This window comes from Roseixanthobacter glucoisosaccharinicivorans, assembly GCF_043195095.2.
GTDB lineage: Bacteria > Pseudomonadota > Alphaproteobacteria > Rhizobiales > Xanthobacteraceae > NCEH01.
The window spans coordinates 1,135,540-1,150,523 of record NZ_CM195538.1 but is presented as its reverse complement, the minus strand read 5'-3'; the positions used below and the strand labels follow the sequence as shown (position 1 = coordinate 1,150,523).

At 65.6% G+C, this 14,984-nt stretch carries 6 protein-coding genes; 5 read left to right on the top strand and 1 reads right to left on the bottom strand.

Translation table 11 applies throughout. The annotated features are described in order from the left end of the window. Positions 1–141: 141 nt before the first annotated feature. Positions 142–2,013 (top strand): ABC-F family ATP-binding cassette domain-containing protein, encoded by a 1,872-nt coding sequence (locus tag V5F78_RS04930; protein WP_394066044.1) that lies wholly within the window; start codon positions 142–144, stop codon positions 2,011–2,013. A 35-nt stretch (positions 2,014–2,048) separates the two neighbouring features. Here V5F78_RS04930 and V5F78_RS04925 read toward each other — a convergent pair whose 3' ends face one another. After that, positions 2,049–3,689, bottom strand: coding sequence for an alpha-amylase family glycosyl hydrolase (locus tag V5F78_RS04925; protein WP_394066045.1), 1,641 nt, complete (start codon positions 3,687–3,689; stop codon positions 2,049–2,051). Positions 3,690–3,978: 289 nt separating this feature from the next. Here V5F78_RS04925 and V5F78_RS04920 point away from each other — a divergent pair, with 289 nt between their 5' ends. The 4 genes from V5F78_RS04920 to glgX are packed head-to-tail and all read left to right on the top strand — an operon-like array spanning position 3,979 to position 14,977. After that, positions 3,979–7,263, top strand: a complete 3,285-nt coding sequence (locus V5F78_RS04920) for a maltotransferase domain-containing protein (protein WP_394066046.1) — start codon at positions 3,979–3,981, stop codon at positions 7,261–7,263. Continuing rightward, positions 7,264–10,575: a maltose alpha-D-glucosyltransferase gene (gene treS / locus V5F78_RS04915; protein ID WP_394066047.1), complete on the top strand. Its 3,312-nt coding sequence runs from the start codon at positions 7,264–7,266 to the stop codon at positions 10,573–10,575. Between the two features lie 32 nt (positions 10,576–10,607). Next, positions 10,608–12,851: a 1,4-alpha-glucan branching protein GlgB gene (glgB, locus tag V5F78_RS04910; RefSeq protein WP_394066048.1), complete on the top strand. Its 2,244-nt coding sequence runs from the start codon at positions 10,608–10,610 to the stop codon at positions 12,849–12,851. Further along, the gene (gene glgX / locus V5F78_RS04905) at positions 12,848–14,977 is read left to right on the top strand and encodes a glycogen debranching protein GlgX (RefSeq protein WP_394066049.1); all 2,130 of its coding nucleotides are present in this window, start codon (positions 12,848–12,850) and stop codon (positions 14,975–14,977) included. Before glgB ends, glgX begins: the two co-directional genes overlap by 4 nt. Positions 14,978–14,984 lie beyond the last annotated feature (7 nt).

Sequence of the window (14,984 nt, the reverse complement as noted above, 5' to 3'; positions counted from 1 at the left end):
GTTCCGACCTACCGTGCGGCCGCGGCGCCCGATCGGCCCGCGGGCGGTCTCGTTCGGGCCATGCCTTTTCGTATCGCTTTTTCCCGTTCCGGGGCGCTTTTTCTTGCCCTTCGCCTTCGCGCCTGCGAGAAGGCAGGCATCATGATCGTTCTTGACGATATTTCGCTCCGCGTCGCGGGGCGCCTGCTCATTGATCACGCGTCCGCGGCCATCCCCGAGAACGCGCGTGTCGGCGTGGTCGGCCGCAACGGCACGGGCAAGACCACCCTTTTCAAGGCCCTGGTCGGCGAGCTGGAGCTGGAGAGCGGTGTGGTGCGCCTGCCGAACCGCACCCGCATCGGCCGCGTGGCGCAGGAAGCGCCCTCCGGTCCCGACAGCCTGCTGGAACGCGTGCTCGCCGCCGATACCGAGCGCGCCGCTTTGCTGGAAGAGAGCAAGACCGCCACCGACCCGCACCGGATCGCCGAGATCGAGATCCGCCTGGTGGATATCGACGCCCATTCGGCACCCTCGCGGGCGGCCCGCATCCTCGCCGGCCTCGGCTTCGACGAGAGCGCGCAGGCCCGCCCCTGCTCGGAATTTTCCGGCGGCTGGCGCATGCGCGTCGCGCTCGCGGCGCTGCTGTTCACCGAGCCGGACCTGCTGCTGCTGGACGAGCCGACCAATTATCTCGATCTGGAAGGCACGCTGTGGCTTCAGGATTATCTCGCCAATTATCCGCGCACGGTCATCCTCATCAGCCATGACCGCGACCTGCTCGACACCAGCGTCGATCACATCCTGCATTTCTTCAACGGCAAGCTCACCCTCTATCGCGGTGGCTTCACGGCGTTCGATCGCCAACGCCGGGAACGGCTGCTGCTGGACCAGAAGGCCCGCAAGAAGCAGGAGGGCCAGCGTGCCCATATGGAAGCGTTCGTCGCCCGCTTCCGCGCCAAGGCCTCCAAGGCCAAGCAGGCCCAGTCGCGCATGAAGGCGCTGGCCAAGATGGAGCCGCTCGCCGCCGAAGTCGGCGAGACCCAGGCCGCCATCTCCATCCGCCATCCCGAGAAGCTGCTCTCCCCGCCGATCGTTGTGCTGGACCGGGTCGAGGTCGGCTATGTGGAAAACAAGCCGATCCTGCGCAATCTCGACCTGCGCATCGACGAGGACGACCGCATCGCCCTGTTGGGGCCGAACGGCAACGGCAAGTCCACCTTCGCGAAGCTGCTGGCGGATCGCCTCGCCCCGCAAAAGGGCAAAGTGGTGCGCGCCGACAAGCTGGAGGTCGCCTATCTCGCCCAGCACCAATTGGACGAATTGATCCCCGGCGACAGCGCCGCCCAGCATGTGCGCAAGCTGATGCCCGACGCGCCCGAGGCGAAGGTGCGCGCCCGCGCGGCCGAGATGGGCTTCTCCGGCGCGGCGGCCGACACCAAGGTGTCCTCGCTTTCGGGTGGCGAGAAGGCGCGGCTGCTGCTTGGCCTTGCGGCCTTCAACGGCCCGCACATGCTGATCCTCGACGAGCCGACGAACCATCTGGACATCCAGGCGCGCGAGGCGCTGATCACCGCCATCAACGATTTCCCCGGCGCCGTGATCCTGGTGTCGCATGACCGGCATCTGCTGGAAGCGTGCGCGGAACGACTCTGGGTGGTCGGCGGCGGCACGGTGAAGCCCTATGACGGCGATCTTGACCAATATCGCCGCGAGGTGCTGAGCAAATCCAACGGCCGCATGACCGGCGACGGCAAGAAGGAGCGCATCGACGGGGTGGCGTCGGCCGAGGAGACGGCGGACCTTGCTCCCCTGCGCAAGCGCCTCAAGGATGTGGAAGCCCAGGTGGCGAAGATCGAGAAGGATATCGCCGCCGTGGACAAGCGCCTGGCCGATCCCAAGATCGAGAAATTCCCCAATGACGCCGCCCGGCTGACCAAGCAGCGCGGGGATCTGGTGGACGCCTTGGCGCAGGCGGAAGAGGAATGGATCACCGTCAGCGCCGATCTGGAAGCCTTGGCGCAGGCCGCGGAATAACCGGCGCCCGCGCCGCGCGGCCACGTGCGCCGGCTTCAGGACGGCAGAACCGCCCCCTGCGCCAGCGCCACCATCAATCCCTCATTGGCGCGCAGGGCGATTTCGCCTGAAATCCGCTCCTCCTCGCGATCGCAGAAGGTGGAGAGCAGCACCTCTCCCGCAAGTCCCGGCAGGGTGGCCGACAGCGGCTCATCACCGAGATTGAGCGCGACCAGGACCCGGCCCGCGCCGTCGCGCACGCGCACATAAAGCAGCAGATCACCTTGCGCCGCGAGGGCGCGATAGGCCCCCAGCATCAGCTCCTCGCGCCCCCGCCGCACCTCGATGAGGCGCCGCACCAAGGTCAGCATGGAATGACCATTGCCGCGCTGTGCGGCCACATTCACTTCAGGAAAATCCGCCGCCAAGGGCAACCAGGGCTCGACGGTCGAGAAGCCGGCGAACGGGCCGTCGTCCCATTGCATGGGCGTGCGCACGCCGTCTCGCCCGAGGCCGAGACCGGGGACGTTTTTCTCATAAGGATCCTGCACCCGCTCGGGCGGGATGGGAACGTTGGCCATGCCGATCTCATCGCCATAATAAAGCGTGGGCGTGCCGCGCAGGGTGAGCAGCAGCATGGCCGCCACCCGCGCCTGGTCCGGCCCGACGCGGCTCGCGATGCGCGGGCGATCATGATTGCCCAGCACCCAATTCGGCCATCCGCCGGCCGGCAAGGCGGCCTCATAAGTGGCGATGAGACGGTCCAGCGCCCGGGCGGTCCAGGGGGTATCGAGCAAGGCGAAATTGAACGGCAGGTGCACGCCCTTCAATTCGGCGCCGTAATAGGTGACCAGCCGCTCGATGGGGAGATAGATTTCTCCGATCAGCAGCCGCTCGGGAAACTCATCCACCACGGCGCGCAGGCCGGCGATGACATCCTGAACCTCGGCGAGGTCGGTGGTGTGCACGGGCTGGAGGCGGGAATAGGGATTCATCCCGGTGGCGAAAGCGGGGTTTTCCGGATTGTCGCGGAAGTCCAGATCCTTCAGCAAGTGCCAGATGACATCGACGCGGAAGCCGTCCACGCCGCGCCGCATCCAGGTGCGCATGACCTCATGCATCGCCGCGACCACTTGCGGATTGCGCCAGTTGAGATCCGGCTGCCGGTCAAGAAAGGCGTGGTAATAATATTGCCCGCTGGCCGCATCCAGCGTCCAGGCGCTGCCGCCGAATTCGGACAGCCAGTTGTTGGGCGGGCCGCCGTCGGGCGCGGGATCGCGCCAGATGTACCAGTCGCGCTTGGGATTATTGCGCGAGGCCCGGGCCTCCTGGAACCAGGCATGGGCATCGGAGGTGTGATTGGGCACCAGATCCAGCAGCAGCTTCATGCCGCGCTCGTGCACCGCCGCCACCAGCCGGTCGAAATCCGCAAGCGTTCCGAAGAGCGGGTCGATGCCCACGTAATCGCTGACGTCATAGCCGAAATCGGCCATGGGCGAGGGAAAGATGGGCGATATCCAGATGGCGTCCACGCCGAGGTCGGCAAGATAGTCCAGCCGCGAGAGCAGGCCCGGCAGATCACCCACCCCATCGCCCGAACAATCCTGGAAGGAGCGCGGATAGACTTGGTAGATCACCGCCTTTTGCCACCATGTCGCCGGGGGCCGGAGCGCTCCGGTCTCGCTTGCTGCATCCATGGATGGTCCTTCCCCTGGCTGTGAGCGCCCTGCCACCGCCATTCAAGCAGCCCGGCGCGACCGGCGCATTACGCTTCCCGCTCTCGGGCCGGGGAAGCGGCGTGATCGTCATAACCAAAGCCGCGCCGCGCCGGTTCCCAGCCCGCCCCTCGGTTATGCTGCTTCTCCCCAATGGCGCGCGAAAGAAGGGGAACCCTCCACGGTCTGGCGCGTTGCTTCCCTGAAAGGGCTCAGCCGGCTGTTTGCCGGACGAGAGCCTTTCGCCTTCTCCCGCCGCAGTGACGAGCCCATGCTGATAATCTCCGAACCGCGCGCCACCCCACAAAGTTCCGTCTCGGGCCGCCCGACCCCCCGGCTGTATTTCCTTGAGCCGATGCAGCAGGCGGCCTTCGCGCAGGCGTGCGCGCATGCGAGCGCCCTCGGCTTCGACACCATTCTTCTGGCCTCCCCCTTCGCCACCGGGCGAGACAAGAGCGTGTTCCTCAGCGCGGATCATGACCAGCTGAACGCCCGTTTCGAGCGCCCCGGAGACGCGCTTGACGCGGTCGCGGCATTGGTGGACGAGGCCCGCCAGCACGGGCTGGACCTGTTCCTGGACCTAGTGGTGGACCGCATGGCGCCGGACGGTCTTTTGCCAGCCATGGAACCCGACTGGTTCCAGCCGCGCGAAGCTGCGCCGCCCGCGCCCGATCCGCGCCGCGCACCGGCCCGCGAGGGCGCACAAGTCAATTTTGCCGATGCCGGGGTTGCCGGCGCTGTGGCGGCCTATTTCGCCGATCTCGCCGGCGCGCTGGTGGATTGCGGCGTCGCCGGCTTTCGCTGCGATGCCCCGCAACGGGTGCCCGCCAGCGTGTGGCGCACCATCATCTCCGCCGGACGGGAGACCGCGCCCGAGGCGCGTTTCTTCGCCTGGACGCCCGGCCTCACCTACGCGCAGATCGAAGCCCTGCTGCCGGCGGGCTTCGATGGCGGCTTTTCCTCGCTCGCGTGGTGGGATGTTCGCAAGCCCTGGCTCGCGCAGGAAATGGCGATGCTGAACCGCCTCGGCCCAGTCATCGCCTTTCCCGAGGCGCCGTTCGCCGCCCGGCTGCCCGCCCGGCCCGATGCCGGCGATCCTGCCCGTGCCCACCGGCGAGCTCTCGCGCTCGCGGCCGCGCTCGGCGACGGCTTGCTGATGCCGGCGGGATTTGAATTTGGCGCGCGCGATCCCCTTGATCCGACCGGCGCCGTTCCAACCGACTTCGCCCAATTGCGGGACATCGCCGCCTTCGATCTCTCGCCCGCCATCGTGCAGGCGAACGAGGACATGGCGCAGCGCGCCAGCGATGGCGCCAGCGGACCCTGGCGGCTGATCTCGCCACCCGCCGCCCCGCTCGCGGTGCTGATCCGCGCCTGCGCTGACGGGCATGCGGCGGACCTTGTCCTCGCCAATGCCAGCCTTGAGCGCGAGGGCCAGGCCAGTGGCGCCGCCCTGATGCCCCGCACCGACGGCTTCGCCCGGTTCGAGGGGCCGGATGCAACCGTCTTTGACACCACATCCAGCCTTGCCGTGCCGCCCGGCGCGGTGATGCGCCTGCACGGCCAGCGCCCCCAGCCGGTCTTGCTGGAGGAACAGGGCCGCAAGGGCGCCCTTAGCGCCGCGCGCGCCCAGCGCCTCGCCATCGAAGCGGTGAGCCCGGCGGTGGACGATGGGGCCTTTCCCGTGCGGCGCGTGGTCGGCGAGCGCATCTCCGTGGAAGCGGACGTGGTGAGCGACGGGCATGATGCCATAGCGGTGGCCCTGCTCTGGCGCCCCGCCGACGATGGCGCCTGGCGCGAAGTGCGCATGGCGCCGCTCGGCAATGATCGCTTTGGCGCCGAGTTCCCCCTGGAGCGCCTCGGTCGCCACCTCTTCACCATTGAGGCGTGGCGCGACCCTTATGCCAGCTTCCATCACGGCTTCGAGGCCAAGGTGAAGGCGGGGCAAGACGTGGCACTGGAGATCGAGGAAGGCCGGATGCTCATTGCCGGTGCCTCGGCGACCGGAGAGGCCGGCGCGCGCATCGCCGAGCTCGGCCTTGCCATGGCGCGCGCGGACGCCGCGGGCGCGCGCGATCTGCTGCTGAGCGACCAGACCCAGGAGATCCTCGCCGGCAGCGACGTCAGGCCGTTTGCGGTGCGCCATCCCCGCCTGTTTCCGGTGGATGCCGAGCGCGAGCGTGCCGCCTTCGCCGCCTGGTACGAGATTTTCCCGCGCTCCACCTCCGGCGAGCCGACCCGCCACGGCACGTTCGACGATGTGATCGCGGACCTTCCGCGCATCCGCGACCTGGGATTCGACGTGCTCTATTTTCCGCCGATCCATCCGATCGGCGCGAAGAACCGCAAGGGGCGGGACAACACCCTGACCCCCGGCCCGGACGATCCCGGCAGCCCCTATGCGATCGGCTCCCACGAAGGCGGCCACGATGCGGTGCACCCTCAATTGGGCACGGCCGCCGACTTCCGCCGCATGCTGGCCGCCGCGAAGGACCATGGGCTTGAGATCGCGCTGGATTTCGCCATCCAGTGCGCCCCCGACCACCCCTGGCTCGCCGCCCATCCCGGCTGGTTCGACTGGCGGCCCGACGGCAGCATCAAATATGCCGAAAATCCGCCGAAGAAATATCAGGACATCATCAATGTGGACTTCTTCGCCAAGGATGCCGTGCCCGATCTGTGGCTGGCCCTGCGCGACGTGGTGCTGCACTGGATCGACCAGGGGGTGCGGCTGTTCCGCGTCGACAACCCCCACACCAAGCCCTTCAATTTCTGGGAATGGCTGATCGGCGACATCCGCGCGCGGCATCCCGACGCGGTGTTCCTGGCGGAAGCCTTCACCCGGCCGAAGATCATGCATCGGCTGGCGAAGATCGGCTTTTCCCAGTCCTATACCTATTTCACCTGGCGGAACACGAAGGCGGAGCTGGTTCAATATATGAACGAGCTGACGGAGCCGCCGGTCAGCGATTTTTATCGCCCCCACTTCTTCGTCAATACGCCCGACATCAATCCCTATTACCTTCAGACCTCCGGTCGCCCCGGCTTCCTGGCCCGCGCCGCCCTCGCCGCCACCCTCTCCGGGCTGTGGGGCATGTTCTCGGGCTTCGAATTGTGCGAGGCGGATCCGGTTCCGGGCAAGGAGGAATACAAGTCCTCCGATAAATACGAGATACGTGCGCGAAATTACGGTTTAGAGGGCGGTATAAGTGCCGAAATCACCCTTCTCAACCGCGTTCGTCGGGAAAACCCGGCGTTGCGCACCCATCTCGGCCTGCTCTTCCTCAATGCCTGGAACGACCAGGTGCTGGCCTTCGCGAAATTTACGCCTGATCGCGACAACCTTCTGGTGATACTCGTGAATCTCGATCCTCACGCGGCCCAGGGATGCGACTTTGAGATCCCCCTGTGGGAACTCGGCCTGCCTGACCACGCCACCATCCATGTGGAAAACCTCATTCATGATCAATCCTTTAGCTGGAGTGGCAAGATCCAGCACCAGCATCTCGACCCGGCCCTTCCCTTCGCGATCTACCGCTTGTCCGGGGAGGCCTGAATGAGCGAACCCGGCGCCGGCAATCCCAATCCTTATTGGTATAAAGATGCCGTTATTTATCAGGTTCATGTAAAATCATTCTTCGATTCCAACAATGATGGGATTGGCGATTTTCCGGGCTTGCTGTCTAAGCTGGATTATATCGCCGATCTCGGCGTCGATACCATATGGCTTCTGCCATTCTACCCGTCACCACGACGCGATGATGGGTATGATATTTCGCTTTACGAGGGCGTATCTCCCGATTACGGGACCATGGAAGATGCCCGCCGCTTCATCGAGGCGGCGCATGCACGCGGCATTCGCGTCATCACCGAACTGGTCATCAACCATACTTCCGATCAACATCCATGGTTTCAGGCCGCCAGATCCGCACCAAAGGGATCGCCGGAGCGTAATTATTATGTATGGGCCGATGATGATCACGGATATTCCGGGACGCGTATCATCTTTCTTGATACCGAAAAGTCCAACTGGACTTACGATCCAGTCGCAGGCCAATATTTTTGGCACAGATTTTATTCCCACCAACCAGATTTGAACTTCGACAATCCGGAAGTCCTGGAGCGGGTCCTGTCCGTCATGCGCTTCTGGCTGGACATGGGCGTCGACGGACTCAGGCTCGACGCCGTCCCTTATCTGATTGAGCGTGAAGGCACGTCCAACGAGAATTTGGACGAGACACACACCATCCTCAAAAAGATCCGCGCCCATCTCGACGAGAATTATACCGGGCGAATGCTGCTTGCCGAAGCCAATATGTGGCCGGAAGATACACAACAATATTTTGGGTCCGAGGGCGATGAATGCCATATGGCATTCCATTTCCCTCTCATGCCGCGTATGTACATGGCGATTGCGAAGGAAGATCGGTTTCCGATCACGGATATTCTGCGCCAGACACCCGCCATTCCCGAAAACTGCCAATGGGCGATCTTCCTGCGCAACCATGATGAGTTGACGCTGGAAATGGTGACCGATTCCGAGCGAGACTATCTGTGGAGCGTATACGCTGCGGATCGTCGCGCTCGCATCAATCTCGGCATTCGCCGTCGACTTGCGCCTTTGCTGGAGCGGGACCGCCGCCGGATCGAGCTGATGAATGCGTTATTGTTCACCATGCCTGGAACTCCCGTCATTTATTATGGCGATGAGATTGGCATGGGCGACAATATTCACCTCGGCGACCGCGACGGCGTCCGCACGCCGATGCAATGGTCGCCGGACCGCAACGGCGGCTTCTCCCGCGCCGACCCGGAAAGCCTTGTCCTGCCGCCCATTCAGGATCCTCTGTATGGGTATTATGCGTTGAATGTCGAAGCCCAATTGCGCGATCCCCATTCGCTGCTGAATTGGACGCGCCGCGTTCTGGCCATTCGCAAGCGACATAGCGCATTCGGCCGTGGTACCTTCCGCCTGCTCTATCCTGGCAACCGCAAGATCCTCGCATTTCTGCGCGAATACCAGGACGAGACCATCCTGTGCGTGGCGAATCTCTCGCAGACGCTACAAGCGGTCGAGCTTGATATTGTGGAGTTCGAGCATCGCGTGCCGGTCGAGATGGTGGGCGGCACGCCCTTTCCGCCCGTCGGCCGCCTGCCCTATCTGCTCACTCTGCCCGCCTATGGCTTTTACGCCTTCTACCTCTCGAAAGAGGTCGCGGAACCGAGCTGGCACGCGCCGCCTCCCGAGCAACTGCCTGAATTCGTTACTTTGGTGCTGCGCTCTGGCTTGCCGGAGGTAGGCCGCGATCGCCACAAGGCGCTGCTGGAGAGCGAGGCCCTGCCTGCCTACATCGGCCGACGCCGGTGGTTTGCCTCCAAGAATGAGAAGCTGGGCGCGGTCCGCATCGCCTGGTCCCTGTCCCTCCCTGCGGGTGCCGACCGTTCCGAACTGCTGCTTGCCGCCATCGACGTGGAAGTGGGCGGGCGCACCGAGCAATATATGATGCCGCTGGCCATCGCCTGGGAAGATCAGCAGCCCGCGCCGCTGGTGACTCAGCTCGCCCTATCGCGGGTGCGCCAGGGCCGCCGGGTGGGTTATCTCACCGATGCCCTGACCCTCGATGCCATGCCGCATGCGGTGATCGCCGCCCTGCGCAAGGAATTGGCGCTGCCCATCCCGGACGGCGGCGACCTGCGCTTCGTGCCGACCGCGCGGCTCGCCGCGATGGACATTCCGGCCGAAACGCCGGTGCTGCGCATCGCCGCCGAACAGTCGAACTCCACCATCATCATCGAGGATCTGGCGGTGTTGAAGGTGGTGCGTCGCACGGTATTCGGCATCCACCCGGAATCCGAGATGGCGCGGCATCTCACCGAACAGGAATACGCCAACACGGCGCCGCTGCTCGGGGAAGTGGTGCGCTTCGATGGTGAGAGCCAGCCCGCCGTGGTCGCGTTGCTGCTGGGCCATGTGCGCAACCAGGGCGACGGCTGGACCTGGATGATCGAGCAATTGCGCCGCGTACTCGGTGCCACCACGCCGGCCGGCGAAGAAAAGGGGGCCGCCTTCGACGAACAGGTGAACGGGCTCACCCCGTTCATCCGGGCCACCGGGCGCAGGCTGGCCGAGTTGCATGCGGTGCTGGCCCGTCCGAGCGACGATCCGGCCTTCGCGCCGACCACAGCCGAGGCCGAAGATGCCGCCGCCTGGGGCGCGCAGGCGATGGACGAGGTGTCCCACGCCCTAGATATCCTGGCCGCGCATGATCCATTCGAGGATGCGGAGACGGCGGCGCGCGTGCGCGCGCTTCTCGACAGCCGCGCGGCGCTGCTGGAAGCGGTGGATGCCCTGGCGCAGACCGCCGTGGGAGCGCTGATGACGCGCATTCACGGGGATTTCCATCTTGGTCAGATCCTGGTGGCGGGCGGAGATGCCTTCATTATAGATTTCGAGGGCGAACCCCGCCGCACCATCGCCGAACGCCGGGCCAAGGCCAGTCCGTGGCGCGACGTGGCGGGGCTGATGCGGTCGCTGGATTACGTGCGCGCGGCCATCGACGCTCCCGCAAGCGAAATCCGCGCGTGGGAAACGCCGGAGGAGCGCCAGGCTCTTCTCGAGCGCTTCCGTAGCCGGGCCGAACGCAGCTTCCTCAGCGGCTACAGCGAAGGCGGCGGGCCTTCGGCGAGCATCGACCGGCGACTGCTCGATCTCTTCCTGCTGGAGAAGGCCGCTTACGAAGTGGCGTACGAGGCGGCCAACCGGCCAGCCTGGATCGGCTTCGCGGTGCGCGGCCTGCATGACCTTGCCGTGCGGCTCGCCGGCGCGGCCGAAGTGGAAACCGAGCCAAGCCTGGAGGATGCCCATTGAACATTCTCCCGCGCCAGCCAGGAGCAGCTGAAATGACCATCGCTGAGCGCATCGAGACCGAGCCGTCGCTGGATCCCGCCGCCGTCGAGGCATTGGTGGAGGGGCGCCACGGGGATCCGTTCGCCCTGCTCGGTCCGCATGTGATCGGACGCGATATCGTGCTGCGGACCTTTCAGCCGGGAGCGCGTGAGGTCGAGGCCGTGGATCCTGTCAGCGGCGCGCATATGGCGACGCTTGAGCTGGTGCATCCCGCAGGGCTGTTTTCCGGCAAACTCCCGTCCTCCGGCAGCGAGCACGGCGCGGGCGCGCCGCCGCGTTATCGCCTGCGGATCCGCTGGGGGGACGGCGGCATGCAGGAGAGCGAAGACCCCTACGCCTTTTCCCCCTTGCTGGGCGACCTCGACCTCTACCTGTTGGGCGAAGGCACGCATCTTGGTCTTTCCGAGGTGCTGGGCGCGCACGTGGCAAGCGTGGAGGGCATCAACGGCGTGCGGTTCGCCCTTTGGGCGCCGAACGCGCGCCGGGTGTCTGTGGTGGGCGATTTCAACGGCTGGGACGGGCGACGCAATCCCATGCGGCTGCGCCATTCCGCCGGCATTTGGGAGATCTTCATTCCCCGTCTCGGCGCCGGCGCGCGCTACAAGTTCGAACTGCTGGGAGCCGACGGCAACCTGTTGCCACTAAAGGCCGATCCGTTGGCGCGCGCGGCGGAGCTGGCGCCCGCGACGGCCTCCATCGTCGCCGATCCGGCACCCTTCCACTGGTCCGATGCCGGCTGGATGGAGCAGCGCCAGGCGCGCCAGGATGCGCAAGCGCCGATCTCCATCTATGAGCTGCATCCTGGGTCTTGGATGCGCCATCTGGACGACGGCAGAAGCTTCACCTGGGAGGAGCTGGGCGACCGGCTCATCCCCTACGTGTCCGACATGGGCTTTTCCCATATCGAGCTGATGCCGGTGATGGAGCATCCGTTCGGCGGCTCCTGGGGGTACCAGCCCCTGGGCTTGTTCGCCCCGACCGCGCGCTTCGGGCCGCCCCATGCCTTCGCCCGCTTCGTGGATCGCTGCCATGCCGCCGGCATCGGCGTGCTGCTGGATTGGGTGCCGGCCCATTTCCCGAGCGATGCCCACGGCCTCGCCCGGTTCGACGGCACCGCGCTTTACGAACACGCCGACCCGCGCGAGGGCTTCCATCACGATTGGAACACGCTGATCTATAATTTCGGCCGCTCGGAAGTCTCCGGCTTTCTCATCGCCAGCGCGCTCGAATGGCTGCGGCATTTCCATGTGGACGGGCTGCGCGTGGATGCGGTCGCGTCCATGTTGTACCGCGACTATTCCCGCAAGCCGGGCGAATGGGTGCCGAACATCCATGGCGGACGCGAGAATCTGGAAGCGGTCGCCTTCCTGCGGCGGCTGAACGAGACCGTGCATGCCGAGGCGCCCGGAGCCATCATGGTGGCCGAAGAATCGACCGCTTGGCCTGGGGTCACGGCGCCCGTGGCGCTGGGCGGGCTCGGCTTCGATTTCAAATGGAACATGGGTTGGATGCACGACACCCTGCGCTATATCGGCCACGAGCCGATTCACCGGCGCTACCACCATCACGACATGACGTTCGCGCTCGTCTATGCCTTCTCGGAGCGCTTCGTCCTGCCGATTTCCCATGATGAAGTGGTGCACGGCAAGGGCTCCCTGCTTGGCCGCATGCCGGGCGATACCTGGCAGCGCATGGCCAATCTGCGGGCCTATCTCGGCTTCATGTTCGGCCATCCCGGAAAGAAGCTACTCTTCATGGGCTGCGAGTTCGGCCAGACCGGCGAGTGGAACCATGATGCGGAGTTGCCCTGGTTCCTTCTGGACGATCCGTTCCATCGCGGCGTGCAGAAACTGGTGCGCGACCTGAATGCGCTCTATCGCGCGGTGCCCGCCCTGCATGTGCGCGATACCACGCCGGACGGCTTCGCCTGGATCGTTGGGGACGACGTGGACAATTCGGTGTTCGCGTTCTTCCGCTACGCGGATACGGGCGCGCCGATCCTCGTGGTCGCAAACATGACCCCGGTGCCGCGCCAGGGATATCGGATCGGCGTACCGCATGGCGGCCAATGGGAAGAAATGCTGAATACGGACGCCGGCGAATATGGCGGCTCGGGCATCGGCAATCTCGGCGCGGTTGAAGCGGTCGGTGAACCAAGCCACGGCCAGGCGTTTTCCCTCAGCCTCAGCCTGCCGCCGCTCGGCGCGTTGTTCCTGCGGCCAAAGGAAACGTCATGACGTTGCCACCGCTCCCCGATCGTCTGGAAGCGGGCCGCCCCTATCCCCTTGGCGCTGTGCCGAATGGCCTCGGGACCAATTTCGCCGTGTTCTCCGCCAATGCGGAAAAGGTCGAACTCTGCCTGTTCGAACCGTCCGGCCGCCGCGAGGTGGCGCGGTTCCCGCTGCCCGAATGTACGGACGAAGTGTGGCACGGCTATTTGCCCGGCGCCTTCGAGGGCTTGGTCTATGGCTATCGCGCGCACGGCCCGTTCGATCCCGCGCGGGGGCACCGCTTCAATCCCGCCAAGCTGTTGCTCGACCCTTACGCGCGGCAGCTCACCGGCGCGGTGCGTTGGTCGGACGCACTGTTCGGCTATCGTATTCATGGCGGGCGGGCAGACCTTTCGGTCGACCGGCGCGACAGTGCCGCCGCCATGCCGAAAGCCGTGGTCGTGGGTGAGGCAACGGACTGGGGCGACGACCGCGCGCCCGATGTGCCGTGGGAAGATACGGTCATCTATGAAGCCCATGTGCGCGGGCTTTCCATGGGACGTGCCGATATTCGCCCGCACGAGCGCGGCACGTTCGCGGCCCTCACCCATCCGCGCTTCATCGAGCATCTGCAAAGGCTCGGCATCACCGCGATCGAGCTGATGCCCGTGCATGCCTTTCTGCAGGACCGTTTTCTGCTGGAGCGGGGACTGCGCAATTATTGGGGCTATTCCACCCTCGCCTTCTTCGCACCGGAGCCGAGCTTCCTGTCCACCGGCTCGCTGCATGAGCTGCGCGCCGCCATCCGCCGTTTCCATGCTGCCGGCATCGAGGTGATCCTCGACGTGGTCTATAATCACACCTGCGAGGGCAACGAACTCGGGCCCACCCTCTCGTTCCGCGGCCTCGATAATGCCAGCTATTATCGCCTCGTGCCCGGCGACGAGCGCTATTACATCAATGACACCGGCTGCGGAAACACGGTCAATCTCAGCCATCCCCGCGTGCTGCAGATGGTGATGGATTCGCTGCGCTATTGGGCCACCGCCTTCCGCGTCGACGGCTTCCGCTTCGATCTCGGGGTGACCCTGGGACGCGAAGGCACGGGGTTCGATCCCGGCGCCGGCTTCTTCGACGCGGTGCGGCAGGATCCGGTGCTCGCGCGGTGCAAGCTGATCGCCGAGCCATGGGACATCGGGCCGGACGGCTACCAGCTCGGCAGCATGCCGCCGGGCTTCGCGGAATGGAACGATGGCTTCCGGGACGGCGTGCGGCGGTTCTGGAGCCGCGAGCCGGGCCGGCGCGGCGATCTCGCGGCACGCCTTTCCGGGTCCGGTGCCACTTTCGACCGCCGTTTCCGCAGGCCCTCCGCCTCGATCAATTATGTCGCCTCCCACGATGGCTTCACGCTCGCGGATCTCGCGTCCTACGAGCACAAGCATAACGCCGCCAATGGCGAGGATGGGCGAGACGGCCACGATGGCAACCACAGCGCGAATTGGGGCGTCGAAGGACCGACCACCGATCCCGCGATCCTGGAAACGCGAGGCCGGGTCATGCGGGCCATGCTGGCGACGGTCATGTTCGCGCAAGGCACACCCATGCTGCTGGCGGGCGACGAATTTGGCCGTAGCCAGAAAGGCAATAACAACGCCTATTGCCAAGACAACGAGGTCTCTTGGATCGACTGGGAGCAATCCCGGGCGCCCGCAGGCCGAGCGCTCACCGCGTTCTTTGCGCGCCTCGCCGAGATCCGCCGCCGTTTCGCCATCCTGCGCGCGCCCCATTTCCTGCATGGTCTGGTTGAACTTGCGCCCGGCATTCGAGACATCGGCTGGTTCGATGAGACCGGCGCCGAACTGCACGGGGAGTCGTGGCATGCGGACGGGGGGCACACGCTCGCCCTGCGGCGGGCGGGACCGGCGTCGGTCGTGGGCGATGTGCCGCCTGGACGGCTCGACGTGCTTCTGTTGCTGATGAACGCCAAGGACCGCCCGGTGGTGTTCCGCCTGCCACCGCCCGCGGTGACATGGCGGACGATGGTGGACAGCGCCGCCGGCCTGGTCTCCGAGCAGCGCCCGGTCGAAGGAGAGACGCTGGTATCCGCCCTCAGCATCCGCCTGCTTGCCACCCATCTGGATCCGCAGCCGTGAGACTGCC